Here is a 17,295-nt window from a genome sequence, read left to right as displayed (position 1 = left end):
TGCTTGATGCTTTTTTAAAACTTCATTTACACATCGAAGTTTAAAATCATAACCATACTTGACTTTTCTTTCCATAAAAATACCCCCAAATAGTGTCTAACTTTTTGGGGGCAGTGCAAATTAACAGAGCAGCTTATACTTTATTTTGAAATTTTAGAGATAGAACTAGATTCTTCCATCTTTAATTTCATCCACAATTTCAGGATTTAATAAGGTTGTTGTATCTCCAAAGTTTGAAAAATCTCCTTCGGCTATTTTACGAAGAATACGACGCATGATTTTTCCAGAACGAGTCTTTGGTAATCCGGATACGAATTGGATTTTGTCTAATTTGGCAATAGGCCCAATGTGATCTGCAATATGTTGGTTGATTTCTTTTGCAAGATTTGCTTTGTCTCGTTTTTCTCCAGTTTCTTTCAGGATTACAAAACCATACAAAGCATTTCCTTTGATGTCATGAGGGAAACCTACAATGGCACTTTCTGCTACTGCTGGATGTTCATTGATGGCATCTTCAATAGGAGCGGTTCCTAAATTATGTCCTGATACAATAATTACGTCATCTACACGACCTGTGATTCGGTAATAGCCTACTTCATCACGTAAAGCACCATCACCACTGAAATATTTCCCAGGGAAAGTAGAAAAATACGTTTCTTTATAGCGTTTATGATCACCCCAAATTGTTCTGGCAATTCCAGGCCAAGGATATTTAATACATAAACTTCCCACTACCTGATTGTCTTCAATTTCGTTGCGTTTTTCATCCATCAATACGGCCTGAATTCCCGGTAACGGAAGTGTAGCATAAGTTGGTTTTGTTGGCGTAATAAACGGAATTGGTGAAATAAGAATTCCTCCTGTTTCTGTTTGCCACCAAGTATCAACCACAGGACAACGTTTGCCACCCACGTGGTCGTTGTACCAGTGCCAAGCTTCTTCGTTGATTGGTTCTCCTACTGATCCAATTACTTTTAATGAGCTTAAAGGGTATTTTTGAACATAATCTAAACTTTCTTTGGCCAATGCTCTGATGGCTGTTGGGGCTGTATAGAATTGGTTAACTTTATGTTTTTCGATTACTTCCCAAAAACGACTAAAGTCAGGGTAAGATGGTACTCCTTCAAAAATCACGGTAGTAGCTCCATTTAATAATGGGCCGTATAAAATATAAGAGTGTCCTGTAATCCAGCCAATGTCGGCAGTACACCAGAAAATATCATTTTCTTCGTAGTTAAAAACGTTTTGGAAAGTATAAGCAGTATAAACCATGTAACCTGCTGTGGTGTGAACCATTCCTTTAGGTTTACCGGTTGAACCCGAAGTGTAAAGGATAAACAATGGGTCTTCGGCATCCATGATTTCGGCTGTATTGTTGTCAGATGCCTGCTCAAAAAGCGGCGCTAACCATAAGTCACGACCTTCTTTCATTTGGATTTCGGCATTGGTTCTTTTTACAACCAATGTTTTTTCAATAGAAGGACAGTTAACAAGCGCTTCATCAACAATTCCTTTTAAGTCGATGGTTTTATTTCCACGATAAGCACCGTCAGAAGTTACGATTAGTTTACATTCGCTATCATTAATTCGGGCAGCCAAAGCCGAAGCTGAAAATCCTGCAAATACTACAGAGTGAATGGCTCCAATACGGGCACAAGCCAAAGTAGTGATAGCTAATTCCGGAATCATAGGAAGGTAAATACATACTCGATCTCCTTTTTTAATACCTTGACTTAAGAGTACATTTGCCATTTTACTTACCTTTTGGTGTAACTCATTGTAAGTGAAAGATTGGCTAGGTTCGTCAGGATTATTTGGTTCAAAAATAATAGCTGATTTTTCTCCTTTTTTAGCAAGGTGGCGGTCAATACAGTTTTTAGTGATGTTAACTTTGGCATCCACAAACCATTTAATTTCTGCTTCAGCCATATTAAAATCAACAACTTTGTCCCATTCTTGGTACCATGTGAAGTTTTCGGAAGCAATTTTGTCCCAAAATTTCTTTGGGTCTTTTATGGATTTTTTATACTCTTTAAAGTATTCTTCGAAATTACTTATTTTATAACGACTCATAATTTATATTTAGTTTTGTTAGTTTATTAATTCCTGTGCTTGTTCGATTAGTTTTTTGAGTGAAAAGGGCTTTGTTATGTATAAATTGGCTCCTAAAGCGAGTCCTTTTTCAATGTCTTTTTCTTTGTTTTTTGCCGAAAGGAAGATTACTTTGCAATGATCTAATTTGGAATCTTGTTTTATTTGTTCCAATGTGCTGTAACCATCAACCATCGGCATCATTACGTCAAGTATAATAATATCAGGTAATTGATTTTTTAAAATATCCAATGCTTCCTGACCGTCACGGGCTATGAATACTTCGAAATTGTTTTTTTTAAAAGTATATTCCAGTGACATTACAATATTGGGTTCGTCATCTACAATTAATATTTTCTTCATTTTTCAGTGGTATTGTAATTGGGTAATGTAAAAATAAGGGTTGTTCCTTTGCCAATAGCACTTTCGACCCATATTTTTCCTTTGTGATGTTCAATAATTTTTTTGCAAATAGCTAATCCTAAGCCGCTTCCGATAGGTTTTTTTACGTTTTGATTTCGGGATTGGTAAAATTTATCGAAGATGGCTTCAAAATCTTCTGATTTTATTTCTTTTCCGTTATTGTGAATACTTACGGAAACAAAATCAGGATTTTCTATGAGTTTAATAGTGATTTTTCCAGCTATGTTTTCGCAGAATTTAATCGCATTTGAAAATAAATTGTGCAATACCTGAATAATGCGCTCTTCGTCGTAAAAGGCTTTTATCTCTCTGGACTGGTCTTTGAAATCAACATATATATTTTTGTTTGCTATTAATTGTTGCAGGGACTCGAGAGTGTTGTTGATAGTTTGACAAATGTTGTTTTTAGAAACATAAATTTTTTGTTTACCGGTTTCGAATTTTTCCAAATCCAATATTTTATCAATCAAACGGTTTAGACGGTCAGATTCGGATATGATATTTTGTAGAAATTTTTGGCGAACTTCGGCAGGAATATCTTCGTCATCATAAAGGATTTCGGTAGCAGCTCTAATAGCCGTTATGGGGGTTCTTAATTCATGGGTTACAGTATCTAGAAATTCGTCTTTTTGAATGTCTTTGTTTATGAGTTCCTGATTAGCAATTTGAAGTTGTTCCGATAATATTTTTAATTCATTCGAACTTTCGGTTAATTTTTTATTGATAATAATGTTCTCTTTGGATTCTTCCAGAATTCGCAAAACTTCAGGCAGACTTATTTTGTCTTCTTTGGCCACACTCGAAATAACAATTTTGGCGGAAGCCGTACCAATATGACCTGTAAGTAGGTTTTCGGCAAATTTTATAAAACGTGAATCGGCTATTTCACTGTCCTTATCGATGTTGTATTTCAGTTTGAAAATAGTCATAGCGCGTTGGGTTCTTTCGATCCCCAAAAAGCGTTCTAATATTTTTTGAATATCCGAAATGTTTGCAGTTCCTTTCCATACATAGGCATTTTCATGATTAGTGATGTATTTGTCTATGTCGACAAACATTTCGGCATAATTACGTTCTCTGTAATTTCCACTAAAACTTACCGAAACCGCCATATAGCTCAATAAATTGACTAGTAAGCTCCAAAAAACGGCTTGCGGAATGGGTTCTAAATAATCCAATCCGAAAAGTTGGAAAGGTTTTAAAAGTGCAATACCCCAAGGTCCATCCTGCACAAAAGTACTTGCTGATTTTGTGGTTCCAAGAGCATAAGGAATTAACAAAGTGTAAAAACAAACTAAAAATCCCAAAATGATTCCGGTTATAGCTCCTTTTTTCGAACCTCTTCTCCAGAATAATCCTCCAAAAAATGAAGGGGCTAATTGCGCTATGATGACAAAAGAAACCAATCCGATGGAAACTAAAGTGTAATCTAAAACGAAAACGCGATAGATGATATAAGCAAGAATAATCAAGGAAAAGATTCCTATTTTTCGGCTAAGAACGATTCGTTTGGTATTCTTTTCTTGTGAGGTGTTTTCAAGTGATCCAATGAAACCATAAGGAATTAATAGGTTGTTGCTGAGCATAGTTGCCAATGTTATTGAGGAAACAATAATCATCGAAATTGCTGCCGAAAAACCCCCAAGAAAGACAATAGTTGTTAGGAAATCATTGTTGAAATATTGCGGAATCAATAATGAATAAGTATCAGAGTTAAGTCCTTGATTTTCAAAAAGAATATTTCCTCCCCAGGCTATTGGAAATACAAAAACATTAAACAGTAATAAATAAAGTGGAAGTAGCCAAATGGCAGTACGAACATGTTTTTCCTGATTATTTTCGACAATGGCTGTGTGAAACTGCCTTGGTAAAATGAAAATGGCACACATAGAAATCAGACATAGAAAAAACCAATTAAGTCCGTTGGGCAAACTACCAATCGTGTTTTTTTGGTTAAAATTTTCAAGAACAGATGCTTTGTTGTAAATGTCATCAAAACCATCAAAAACAAAATAAGTTACATAGATACCAATGATTAAAAAGAAAACTAATTTTAATATTGATTCAATGGCGATAGCTGTTACAATTCCGCGTCTTTTTTCGGAGGCATCCACATATTTATTACCGTAATAAGAAGCAAATAAGGCTAAGGCAATACAGATATAAGTGGTGTTATCAGTAAAAATGTTAGAAGTTGCATGGGTTTTGGTTACAACGTGAAAAGTATCGGAAATGGATTTTAGTTGTAAAGCAATGTAGGGTACAATCCCGAAAATAGCGATTAAAGTAACTAAGGCTCCCAGTGATCGACTGTTTCCATATCGCAACGAAATAAAATCGGCAATACTGGTAATTTTGTTGATTCTTGAAATTCTAATGATTCTTTTAAGAATAATAATCCAGGTGGGAATAATGATTATCGGCCCCAGATAAATAGGTAAATAATCCAAACCTGTTTGTGCTGCCAGACCAATACTTCCATAATAAGTCCAGGCAGTACAATAAACCGCCAGCGAAAAGGAATAAATATAAGGGTTGTTAGTCCATTTAGAATGACTTCTTTTTTCTGACCAATGAGCGATGTAAAAAAGTATTATTACATAGATTGCTAAAATCAATAACAGAACCAGACTACTCATAATATTTTTTTACAATTAAGTAGGTTGTTCCAATAGAAAATAACCAGGCCGAAAAAATATAGATGTAGGTGATAGGAAAGCCAAATAAAGGTTTTGAACTATCAAATAAGAGAATAAGAGGCAGGTTCAAAGCTAAAATCATTAGCAATGAAAGAATAATTAATTTTTGTTCATGTCTCTTTTTCATCTAAATAAAAAAACAATAGCCTTAAAATTAATAAGGCTATTGAAAGTTGTTATTTATAAAGGCAGCACTTGTTTGCCTAGTTTTTCGTTGATTACAATTGCTGCTGCTTCATAAAAAGCAAAAAATCCACAAAGAATTCCTTCGTAACCCGCAATGGTATGAATTTGTTCACTACCAGTAAACCTTGCTGCTGCTAATAATGCAAAAAGAATTACCAATGAACCAAATATAAGTTTTCCAATAGTGTTGCCGTTTAATGTACCTATAAAAAAAGCGAATGTGAATACTCCCCACATGCCTAAATAGCATCCCATTGAAGGTCCGTCAGGTTTAGTGCCTCCGGCTAAAGGTAAAAGCCATAATGCAACAAGTGATAACCAAAAGAAACCGTAGGAAGTAAAAGCTGCCATAGCAAAGCCATTTCCTTTTTTCCATTCCATGATTCCGGCAATTACCTGTTGTAATCCTCCAAAAAATATTCCCATACCCATAATCATGGTATTGAGTTCATAGAATCCTGCATTGTGGATGTTTAATAAAATAGTTGTCATTCCGAAGCCAAAAAGGCCTAAAGGAGCCGGGTTGGCAGTAGTGTCTTTTAATAATTGTTCCATAAAGGTTAAATAATTTAAGGTTGGTTTTTGGTCTAATAGAACAGCAAATTCAGTTTTTTTATCTGAAAAAAAAAATGACTTGTATATATGTGTAAATGGTATAGTTATTTTTTGAAACGTTCCCATTTAATGGCCATGAATTTATCGCCAAGTTCAGTTATAATCATTCCTGCACCAGATAATGTGTCTTTGTTTCTTATATATTCTACTAATTCTAAGTGGTTTAGTATTTTGTAAGTAGGGTGGTAATTGGAATTGGCAGGTTTTTTTATATTAAAGGATTTCACCCAATTACTAATGCTTACGTGTGAAACGCCAATGATTCTTTCGATTTCTCTAAAGCTTAATCCTTCTAAGTAAAGTTGAAGAGCTTTAGTAACGTAGTAATTGTCAATTTTTTTACCAATCTTATTTACTGTGAAAAAGTAATTGCATTTTTTGCATAAGTATCTCTGTTTGTTTTTTATAATACCACTTTTTACAATATTTTCGTTATGGCATTTTGGGCAGTTGATCTCTTCCATGTATATAAATTTTGCATAAATATATTAAATTAGCAAATATGTTTAAAGGATATTTTTTTATAAGATTATTTTTTAGTGATTATTGATTTTTTTTGATATGTAAAGAATTAAATTAGCTTATTTTTAAATTTAATGAAAAAAATATTAAAATTAATGAGTATATAATAAAGTTGCTGTCCTTTGTGTATAAAAGATCTTTTTTGTTGCATGATTTGGTTAGTCATAAAGAGATGTTATTTAGTCAATTAAGGGTTGTTTGTAAAATAACAACTCTTAATTTTTTTAAGAATAAAAAGTTTTGAATTTGAAAAATCAACTTTTACATAAAAATGTTGTTGACGATCATGAGCTTTGGTCTTGTTTAATTGCGGGGGATGAAAAAGCATTTTCTGTCCTTTTTAAACGTTACTATAGGAGCTTGGTTCGTTATGGAAATACTTTTTTGCCTGATACTGAAAAGGTTCAGGATTGTGTACAGGATGTGTTTACAGATATTTGGATTTACAGGAATAGTTTAAGTAAATCGGCTGTAGTAAAAGCTTATCTGTTGTCTTCTGTTCGAAAACGAATTGTTCGTTTACAACAACGTGATCGCATTTTTAGTAAGACGAAAACAGTTGATGAATTGTCTTTTTTGTTCGATTTTTCAGTTGAACATCATTTGATTTCTGATGAATTAACAGCAGATAAAGTAATGCGTCTTAATAAGGTTTTGAACACATTACCTTCAAGACAAAAAGAAGCTTTGTTTTTAAGGTACCATAATAGTCTTGGTGTAGATGAAATTGCTGCGATTTTGAATGTAAATAATCAATCAGTAAGCAATTTGCTGCATAGAGCAATGGTATATATACGTAAAGAATGGAATGGAGTATTAGCATTTTTGATTTTAATGTTAATGAGTTAATTGTGAATAATTACAGAAAAAGTGAGTATGTAATTTTGTTGCTGTCCTTAATGATAGCAGAAATATGTTAAAAATGAAAAATCGAGATCAATATAGTGAAATAGAAGATTTTTTGGCAGACGAAACATTTCAATTGTGGATGAAGTCTCAAAAAAATGTAAATGGTTGGGAAGAATGGACTTTAGAACATTCAAAGAGAGCAAAATTGGTTGAAGAAGCTCGTTTATGGTTGTTAGCAATGCAGGTACCTGACGCTTTATTATTGGACGAAGAAATAGATTCGTCCTTGCAAAAGACTTGGATGAAAATTGAAACAAAAGAAAGGGATAACAAGATGGAGCAGAAAGTGTTGCAATTGTGGTATTCAGGCTTGTTTAAGAAAATTGCAGCTGTATTGGTTTTAGGGGTATTGTCTTTTTATGTTTATACAAATTATTTTGATCATGAACAATCATATTATAATTTCAATCAAATTATTGTAAATGGTGATGACGGTGGTTTGTTAGAGCAAATAAATAATTCAAATAAACCACAGATTATTACTCTTTCTGATGGAAGTTCAGTATTGCTGCAGCCAAAAACTAAATTAAGTTATCCTAAGGTTTTTACAGGGAATGAAAGAAACGTTTATTTATCAGGAGAGGCATTTTTTGAAATAAGTAAAAATCCAAAAAAGCCATTTTTTGTTCATGCTAATGAAATAGTTACTAAGGTCGTAGGGACAAGTTTTAGAATAAAAGCATATAATGATCAGTCAGAAGTAGAAGTGTTAGTTCGTACTGGTAAAGTGAAAGTGAATTCAGAGAAAAAAAATAAAAATTCTCTACAAAAAGAAATTGTTTTATTGCCTAATCAAGCCCTACGTTTTGAACGTAAAGGACAAACTTTTGATAAAATTACTGATATTACTTTGGATAAATCTATTAGTAGTTCTGTAAAAAGTATCGAACAGCTCAGTTTTGAGTTTACAGATATTCCAGTTGCACAAATTTTTAAAACAATAGAACAAGCTTATTCAGTAGATGTAGATTTTCCGGTTAAAGAACTCCAAAAATGTCATCTAACCACTTCGTTAAGTGATCAGCCATTACCAGAAAAGCTTAAAATTATTTGCAAATCAATAAGTGAAAATACCACATATACCATGAACGGGAATCAAATTATCATTAACTCTAATGGATGTAATTAATTAAAAATATCAATTGTTTCATGAATAAAAAAAAGCGTCGTAATGCTGCAACATTATCGACGCCTAAATTTTCTTGCTCACTCTGCAAAGTGGGTTAGAAATGTTTCTTAAATACACACAAACAGTATTAATCAAAACGAATCAAAACTATGAAAAAAAACCTAGTAAAACAACGATTACTAATCCGACTCATGAAGATGACATTGTACCAATTTCTATTAGCACTTGTTTTTTCTACTGTTACTCTAGCAAATAATATAAATGGACAGGGAAAATTAGATACAAAAGTTACGGTTTCCATAATAGATATGGATTTAAATAAAGCATTGGCTGAATTGGGTAAATCAGCTGATGTGAAATTCTCCTATAATTCAAGAATGGGTGCTTTAGATCAGAAAGTAAGTGTTGAAGCAGAAGATGAGCTTTTATCAAGTGTGCTTTCTAAAATTTTACAGCCTCTAAATATCAGTTATTCATTGGTTAGTAATCAAATAGTTTTGCAGAGAACAACTTTCAAGAAAAAAGAAAGTACTAATGTTTTGGCAATGAATGTTCAACAGCAGAAAACCCTTAACGGAGTAGTTGTAGATGCAAGTGGTATGGGATTGCCTGGAGCTAGTGTTCTTGTAAAAGGGACAAATAATGCTGTTTCTACAGATTTTGATGGGAAGTTTAGTATACGAATCGATAATACAGCTACAATTTTAGTAGTGTCTTATATAGGTTTTGATACAGTTGAGCTTCCTATTGGTAATAAAACGGACTTTAAAATTAGTTTAAAAGAATCTTCACAAACCCTTAATGAAGTAGTAGTAGTGGGGTATGGAACGCAAAAAAAATCTGATGTTACTGGAGCTCTAACAAGAGTAAGCGCTGAAGAATTAAATAATCGTCCTGTGAATAATGCATTTGAAGCATTACAAGGGAAAGCAGCAGGGGTTGATATTACTACAAATGAACGTCCAGGACAGCTTGGGACAATTCGTATACGTGGACAACGTTCACTTTCTGCAAGTAGTGAACCTCTATACGTTGTTGATGGAGTGCCTTTATTTTCTTCTTCTGCAATTGAAACTTTGAATCCAAGAGATATTGAATCGATTGATGTGCTTAAAGATGCATCAGCTACAGCAATCTATGGGTCACGTGGAGCTAACGGTGTAATTATTGTAACAACTAAGCAAGGAAAAGCAGGGCAGTTTTCTTTAAATTATACAGGTACATTAACAACAACAGATATTATTGATAGGTCTCCATCAATGAGTGCTGCAGATTTTATTCAGTTCAAGCGATGGGCTGCTTATAATCTTAACTCACTTCCTGGTTCAACTTCAAACTATGCACATCCTGATTCACCAACGTTAGCAAATGATACCGCAATTTTCGCAAGCCCTAATGACGAAAATGTTACGCTTAATAATGTTTTGAGAGGATGGCAAAATGGAACTTGGGATCCTTCTAAAGTGGTTAACACAAATTGGACTGATCTTGTAACACAGACAGGTATAACTAAAGAACATGTTATTAGTGCTAGTGGAGGTTCTGAAAAAATAAATACTTATGGCTCATTTGGTTACTTGAGTAATACAGGAACACAAAAAGGTCAGTCTTATGATCGTTATACAGCTAAACTTACTTCAAATATTAATCCTGCAGATTGGTTTAAGATGAATGCTTCTCTAAATGTTTCCTGGAGTGAACAAGAGTTTGGAACCTCGACTTTAGGAGCACGAAGTGGTTCAGGTTCAAATGCTATTTATGGTATGGCTAAATCTATATTTAACATGGCACTTCCTTATGATGACAACGGGAATTTGGTTGTACGCCCAGGTGGTGAAGGAGCTTATACTATTGTTGATGAGTGGAAAAAAAGTATGCAAAATTCTCAAACTTTTAGAGCGTTAGGTAATTTTTCTGCAACCTTCGATATTGGAAAAATCACGGAGCCACTTAAAGGACTTTCTTATAAAATTAATTTTGGTCCTGATTTTCGTCATTGGAGAGAAGGTGCTTACATTGACGGAACTTCTACACACCGAATTAATACTGATCGTTCTCCTGGAAGAAGTTTTGCACGACTTAGAAATGCTCGTGATTTTTCTTGGACTCTAGATAATATGATTACCTATGATCGAACTTTTAACAAGCACAAGTTAGGTGGTACTTTACTTCAAACAGCTTCCTCTTGGGATATTGAAAGTTCATCTATGAGTGCCAATAATATTCCTAAAGCATCATTCCGTTGGGACAATATGGGAGGTGTTGATATTAACGATCCTAATAACGGAGTAAGTATTGGATCTGATATCACAAAACGTCAATTAAGTTCTTACATGGCGCGTTTTACTTATGGTTATGATAATCGTTATTTGTTAACTATGTCAGGACGTTGGGATGGTGCTTCTCAACTTGCTGATGGTAACAAATGGGACTTTTTCCCTTCTGCAGCTATTGCATGGCGTATTGAACAAGAAGATTTTATCAAAAGTATTAATTGGCTTGATAATTTAAAATTACGTTTTGGTTTTGGAACAACAGGGAATTCATCAGTAGAGCCATATGGTACAAGAGGAGCGATACAAAACATCTTTTTGCCTTTTAACGGTCAAAGTAATCAAATTGGTTATACTACAAATGAGCCCTATTACACCAATAATCAAATTGCTTTGGCAAATCTTTCATTAGGTTGGGAAAAAACAACACAGTATAATCTTGGAATTGATTTTGGTATTCTTAAAAATAGAATTAGTGGTAATATTGATTTTTATAAATCGTACACAAGCGATCTGTTAATGGCTGTTAAAATACCTACGATTTTAGGGTCTCCTGAAACTTTAGCTAATGTTGGTAAAACTCGTAACAATGGAATCGAGGTTACCCTTAATTTAATTCCTGTACAAAACGAAAACGGTTTTACTTGGGAAACCAATTTAAATGGAGCTTGGCAAAAAGATGAAATTGAAGAGTTGGCCTATGGTAAAAATGATATGATTGATAATAACTGGTTTATAGGGCAATCAATTAATGTATATTACGGATGGGATAATTTAGGTTTATGGCAAAACACACCTGAAGATTTAGCAGAAATTGAGAAATATAATGCCGCTGCTGATGCTGCTGCTAATTTGCCTGCTGGAACTTCTAAACTTTTTTCTCCTGGTAACGTTCGCCCAAAAGATCAAAATGGGGATTACTTGATTACAGCGAGTGATCGCGTTATTCTTGGAAATAGAAACCCAAGATGGACAATGGGATGGAATAATACCATTACTTATAAAGGTTTTGAATTAAGCGCAAATTTATATGGTCGTATGGGATATACAGCTTCTTTAGGAGGAGAAGCTTTAACTGCTCGTGCTAATCAACGTGAGGTAGATTATTGGACGCCAAATAATCCTAATGCAGAGTTTCAAAAACCTTTATTAGGAGAAGCGGCTTCAGGATCATTAGACAAATATTCAGGCCTTCTTGGATTTACAAAAGCTTCATTTGTTAAAATTAGAAACATATCACTTGGATATAAATTTCCAAAAGAGTTTTCTTCTTCAATTGGTTTAGCTAATCTTAAATTATATGCTCAGGCGGTAAATCCTGGTAGTATCTATCAGTCAGTTGACTGGTATGATTTTGATACTAATGCTACTTACTTTAACCGTAGTTTCGTTATGGGTATCGAAGTTGGTTTTTAAGCATCTGTCAGAAAATAACATAAAATATAGTAAAATGAATAAATTTAAATATATAGGAATTAGTCTTTTGATCTTAACAGGGCTGTCTTTCAGTTCTTGTTCTAAAGATTTTTTAGATGAAGAATTAACAAACCAGTATTCGACAGAATATTTTGAAACACCTGAAGGAATTCAGGCTTTAACGTTATCGTTATATGGAAATATTCGTTGGCATTTTGGATTTGAATGGGCTTATGGTATTACGCTATATGGTACGGATGAGTTTACTAATGGAAATGATTTAACCAATCAAATGTGGAATACTTATGATAGTAGATTAAGTCCAATAAGAGCCACTGCATCAACAGGTGCAGCTAATGGTAATGCAACAGGACCTGAGGCGCTTTGGGATGAGCTTTATTATGGTATCGCTTCGTGTAATACAATTATTGCTAATGCTGATAAAATTACTGATCTAAAAATTAGAAATCGCTGTCTAGCTCATGCTTATTTTTTACGAGGATATAATTATTACAGACTAACTGCTCAATATGGAGGAGTAGTTCTTCAAACTAAACCAGCGGTAGGAGTAGTTCGTAATTTTACACGTGCAACAGAAGAACAGTGCTGGGAGCAGGTTATAACAGATTTACGTAATGCGTATCAGCTTTTTGAAGGTGAAATTTTTACTTATGGAAAAGGTATTACATGGACTAAAGCAACAGCTGCGCACTTTCTTGCTAAAGCCTTATTGTTCAGATCTTCTGAGAGAAATGATGCATGGAATAGTGCTTATAAAGAAGCTGACATGAATGAGGCTATAAGTGCTTGTACGTATGCAATTAATGCTCGAGGTCCACTTACAGCAAATTATAGTGACTTATATGCGAATTGGACAGGAGTTGATTCAGCTGCAGAGCAACAAAATGAAATTTTAATGGCAGCAGGACATAATGCTGATGCAAGTACAGTTGGACGTTTTGGTAACAGAACTTACAGTTATTTTACACCTCAATTTTCTGTGTTTTCAGGTGGTTGGGTAAGACGTGGTGTGTGGATTGGTAGTATGGATTTTCAACGTTGTCGACCTACAGAATATACCTATGGGATTTACGACCATGTCAATGATGCGCGTTTGTGGAAAACTTTTAAGACAGTTTATGGGGCTAATAATCTTGTTGCTCCAAATGCTAAAGGACTTCAATTAGGAGATCCAGCCATTGTAATGATTTTAAATACAAAAAACGACAACACATATAATAGTTATACTTTTGGTGCAGCAATACAAAATCCAACATGGAAGGACGATAATAGTCGTTTACCATCATGGACAGTAGGTTCTCGTCAGACAGCTACAACTGGAGCTTTGACAACTAAAATTGGTCAATATAGTCCTAATTCATTGGTATTATATCAAAATGGAAATTATGTAGCTCCAAATTTTAAAAGTGGAGGTACTTCTTTTTCAAATTTCTTTGCCGGAATTAATAAAACGGATGATGGTACTCGTCAGGCAGAAAGAGGAGATTCCCGAAGAGATGTGATTATGGCTCGTTTGGGTGAAACCTACCTGCTTAGAGCTGAATGTTATGTGCGTTTAGGGCAATATGCTAATGCGATGAATGATATTAATATCATACGTGCACGTGCTCAATGGAAAAATGGAGAGAATAGATCGTATTATAGGGACGGTTCACAGGCATTTGAAACAAATGCTTTAAATACGGGAACTAATGCAACAAATTATATTAATTCTAATTTAAATATGAATACCTATTATTTGTCAAACCCTACAATTGCTGTAACTACTGCATCATCAAGTTTGCAATTAACTACATTTCCTGCTAATTTACCTGCTGAGGATGAGGCAGTTCTTACGAAGATAGGTGCTACTACTGATTATCAACGTGCATTGCATTTTATCCTTAATGAGCGAACACGTGAATTAATTGGTGAATGGCAACGATGGGAAACTTTATCTCGTACAGGAACTTTGATTAGTCGCGCTAAAGCATTTAATCCCGAGGCATTTGGAATTACAGCAAACAAACATGAGTTGAGACCTATTCCGCAATCGTTTATAGATGGATTATTGAATGAAGATGGTTCAAATTTATCAACTGAGCAAAAAAAGGCATGGCAAAATCCCGGTTATACCAACTAGGATAATTAAATAAAATATATTTAAAAATACCTTCTTAGAACTTTTGTTCTGGGAAGGTGTTTTTTTTTGAAGTTGTTCGAATTAATAAATGTTTTTTTTACATTTGTTAATTCGAGTTTTTTTGATTTGCAGTTAATAGTTAATTGTGAAATCAAAATTTTAAAATAAAAGCAAATTGAGGAGTTTGTTTTTCTTAACCCAACCAAAACAAAAAAATATGATATTAAAAAAAGTAAAAAACAATCTGTGGTCGGTTGTTTTGCTTACATTTAGTGCTGCTACTTATGGACAACAAGGACAATTGCAAAGTTTTCCGTTGTCGTCAGTTCGTTTGTTGGATAGCCCTTTTCAAAAGGCACAGCAAACCGATATGAAATATATTTTGTCGCTCGATGCTGATCGATTATTGGCTCCTTATTTAAAAGAAGCCGGAATAACTCCGTTAACGGAGAATTACGGCAATTGGGAAAATACAGGTTTAGATGGTCATATTGGTGGACATTATCTTTCTGCTTTGTCGGAGATGTATGCAGCAACCGAAAATCAGCAAATAAAAGAACGTCTGGATTACATGTTGGATTGGTTGGAAAAATGCCAGATAAAAAACGGAGATGGATATATAGGCGGAGTTCCTGGGAGTAAAGCATTATGGGCTGATATTGCAAAAGGTAAGATTGATGCAGGAGGTTTTTCATTAAACGGAAAATGGGTGCCTTGGTATAATGTCCATAAAATTTATGCCGGACTTGTAGATGCTTACAAATTAACGGGGAATGAGAAGGCAAAAAAAATGCTAATCCAATTATCTGATTGGTGTTTGAAATTGACAGCAAATCTTTCTGATGAGCAAATCCAGACGATGCTAAAAAGCGAGCATGGTGGGATGAACGAAGTTTTTGCCGATGTAGCTGCTATTACAGGCGACAAAAAGTATTTGGTTTTAGCAGAAAAATTCTCGCACAGAACAATTTTGAATCCATTGTTGAAAGATGAGGATAAATTAAACGGTATTCATGCTAATACGCAAATTCCTAAAGTAATCGGTTTTATGCGTGTTGCCGAAGTGGGTGGTGATGCTAAATGGGCTGATGCGGCCAACTTTTTTTGGAAAACAGTTGTTGAAAACAGAACCATTTCCATTGGAGGAAATAGTGTGAGAGAACATTTTAATCCCTCAACTGATTTTTCGTCGATGTTAGAATCCCGGGAAGGTCCTGAAACCTGCAATAGTTACAATATGCTTAAATTGAGTAAGCATTTGTTTTTGGCGCACCCGGATTCAAAATACATGGATTACTATGAGCGTACTACTTACAATCATATCTTGTCGTCGCAGCATCCTGATGGGGGATTTGTGTATTTTACACCTATTCGTCCGCGTCATTACCGTGTGTATTCGGAGTCGCAGGAATCTTTTTGGTGTTGTGTGGGTTCGGGTTTAGAAAATCATGGAAAATATGGCGAAATGATTTATGCTCATGATAATGCCAATTTATATGTGAATCTTTTTATTCCATCCACTTTAGAATGGAAAGAAAAAGGATTAAAATTAACGCAAAATACGAAGTTCCCTTTCGAAGAGCAATCAAGTTTTACATTGGATTTGAAAAAAGCTCAAAAGTTTGCCCTTAAGTTCAGATATCCTTCCTGGGTAACCGAAGGACAATTAAAAATTAAAGTGAATGGTCAGGAAGTTGCGTTTGAAAAGGATACTAATTCTTATGTTGCTATTAATAGAAAATGGAAATCGGGAGATGTAATTTCGATTCTATTGCCGATGCACAATGCCGCAGAACAACTTCCGGATAAATCCGCTTGGGTTTCATTTGTACATGGACCAATTGTTTTGGCAGCTGTTACTGATACAACGGATTTAAATGGTTTGAGAGCCGATGGAAGCCGAATGGGGCATATTGCCAGCGGGCCAATTTATCCAATTGAAGACGCACCTATGTTGATTTCAAATTCTAATGATTTATCACAGTCTTTAAAAGAAATAAAAGATAAGTCTTTTAGTTATTCTATTTCGGATATTACGTATCAGGATAAATTTAAAAATCTGAAATTGGTTCCTTTTTTCCAAATTCACGATGCCCGATATATGTTGTATTGGCCATATACCACAAAGGAAAAATTACCGGAATTGCAAGCAGCAATGAAAGAAAGGGAAGAGGCTAAAATGAAATTGGAAGCTCAGACTGTAGATATGATTACTGCTGGCGAACAGCAACCGGAAAATGATCATAATTTTAAAGGAGAGAAAACCGATACGGGAATTTATAAAGAGCGTCATTACCGAAACGGAACAGGATTTTTTAGTTACGAATTGAAAAACCCTAATCAGGAAGCGCGTAATTTAAGAATCACTTATTTTGGTTCGGATAAAAACAGGAATTTTGATGTTTATGTAAATGCTGTTTTAGTTGCTTCGATAGCAATGGATGGAAAAGAGGGTAATCAGTTTATTGATAAAATGATTGCAATTCCAGCAGAAATTTTAAAATCGAATCCAAAACTACTGGAAGTGAAATTCCAGGCAAAACCGAATTCTTCTATTACGGGTATTTACGAAGTACGTTTGATGAAGTAATTTAAAATGGAATTTTTTTAATTTTTAATTTGTAGTGAAGAAGCCTCCTGGAAACGGGAGGTTTTTTGTTTCGTATGTTTTTGGAATACAGATGACAGTGATTCAGTGGATAAGAACTGATTTTTTAAATTTTTAATCTGTGATAATTTCTTGGTCCGTTTTTGTTTGAGATACATTATAGGATCAATCTCAAAACCTGGGGGCAAATATTTAAAAAAAAAGAAGAACTTTGTCTTTATAAGAATTATTGATGACTTCTATAGAACTTTTAAAATTTATGCTGCCTGATTTTTTAGTAG

The 17,295-nt window shown here is 34.2% G+C and carries 10 protein-coding genes; 5 read left to right on the top strand and 5 right to left on the bottom strand.

Annotated features, from left to right (window positions below; all coding sequences use genetic code 11):
• Positions 1-165: 165 nt before the first annotated feature.
• From acs to AAEO59_RS15860, 5 genes are all read right to left on the bottom strand, one after another.
• Entirely contained in the window at positions 166-2,073 is a 1,908-nt protein-coding gene (gene acs / locus AAEO59_RS15880) for an acetate--CoA ligase (protein WP_341701732.1), read from the bottom strand.
• 18 nt (positions 2,074-2,091) lie between these two features.
• The gene (locus tag AAEO59_RS15875) at positions 2,092-2,454 is read right to left on the bottom strand and encodes a response regulator transcription factor (RefSeq protein ID WP_341701731.1); all 363 of its coding nucleotides are present in this window, start codon (positions 2,452-2,454) and stop codon (positions 2,092-2,094) included.
• A complete protein-coding gene (locus AAEO59_RS15870; RefSeq protein WP_341701730.1) occupies positions 2,451-5,153 on the bottom strand; it encodes an ATP-binding protein in 2,703 nt (900 codons plus the stop codon). The genes AAEO59_RS15875 and AAEO59_RS15870 overlap by 4 nt, the downstream gene beginning before the upstream one ends.
• 240 nt (positions 5,154-5,393) lie before the next feature.
• Complete coding sequence (locus tag AAEO59_RS15865) at positions 5,394-5,954, bottom strand: acetate uptake transporter (RefSeq protein ID WP_341701729.1); 561 nt, start codon at positions 5,952-5,954, stop codon at positions 5,394-5,396.
• A gap of 104 nt (positions 5,955-6,058) precedes the next feature.
• Positions 6,059-6,478, bottom strand: coding sequence for an IS1/IS1595 family N-terminal zinc-binding domain-containing protein (locus tag AAEO59_RS15860; RefSeq protein WP_341701728.1), 420 nt, complete (start codon positions 6,476-6,478; stop codon positions 6,059-6,061).
• Positions 6,479-6,782: 304 nt separating this feature from the next.
• Here AAEO59_RS15860 and AAEO59_RS15855 point away from each other — a divergent pair, with 304 nt between their 5' ends.
• The 5 genes from AAEO59_RS15855 (at position 6,783) to AAEO59_RS15835 (ending at position 16,996) form a co-directional block, all read left to right on the top strand.
• Positions 6,783-7,385: an RNA polymerase sigma factor gene (locus AAEO59_RS15855; RefSeq protein ID WP_341701727.1), complete on the top strand. Its 603-nt coding sequence runs from the start codon at positions 6,783-6,785 to the stop codon at positions 7,383-7,385.
• Positions 7,386-7,458: 73 nt separating this feature from the next.
• Entirely contained in the window at positions 7,459-8,574 is a 1,116-nt protein-coding gene (locus tag AAEO59_RS15850; protein WP_341701726.1) for a FecR family protein, read from the top strand.
• Positions 8,575-8,723: 149 nt separating this feature from the next.
• Positions 8,724-12,263, top strand: a complete 3,540-nt coding sequence (locus tag AAEO59_RS15845) for a SusC/RagA family TonB-linked outer membrane protein (protein WP_341701725.1) — start codon at positions 8,724-8,726, stop codon at positions 12,261-12,263.
• Between the two features lie 34 nt (positions 12,264-12,297).
• The gene (locus AAEO59_RS15840) at positions 12,298-14,406 is read left to right on the top strand and encodes a RagB/SusD family nutrient uptake outer membrane protein (RefSeq protein ID WP_341701724.1); all 2,109 of its coding nucleotides are present in this window, start codon (positions 12,298-12,300) and stop codon (positions 14,404-14,406) included.
• A gap of 217 nt (positions 14,407-14,623) precedes the next feature.
• On the top strand, positions 14,624-16,996 hold the full coding sequence (locus AAEO59_RS15835; protein ID WP_341701723.1) for a glycoside hydrolase family 127 protein: 2,373 nt from the start codon (positions 14,624-14,626) through the stop codon (positions 16,994-16,996).
• The last annotated feature ends 299 nt before the right edge of the window (positions 16,997-17,295 follow it).

Origin of the sequence: Flavobacterium flavipallidum (genome assembly GCF_038289905.1) — a bacterium.
Lineage (GTDB): Bacteria > Bacteroidota > Bacteroidia > Flavobacteriales > Flavobacteriaceae > Flavobacterium > Flavobacterium flavipallidum.
Note: the sequence above shows the minus strand (reverse complement) of the source record. Positions and strands in the feature narration are given on the sequence as shown.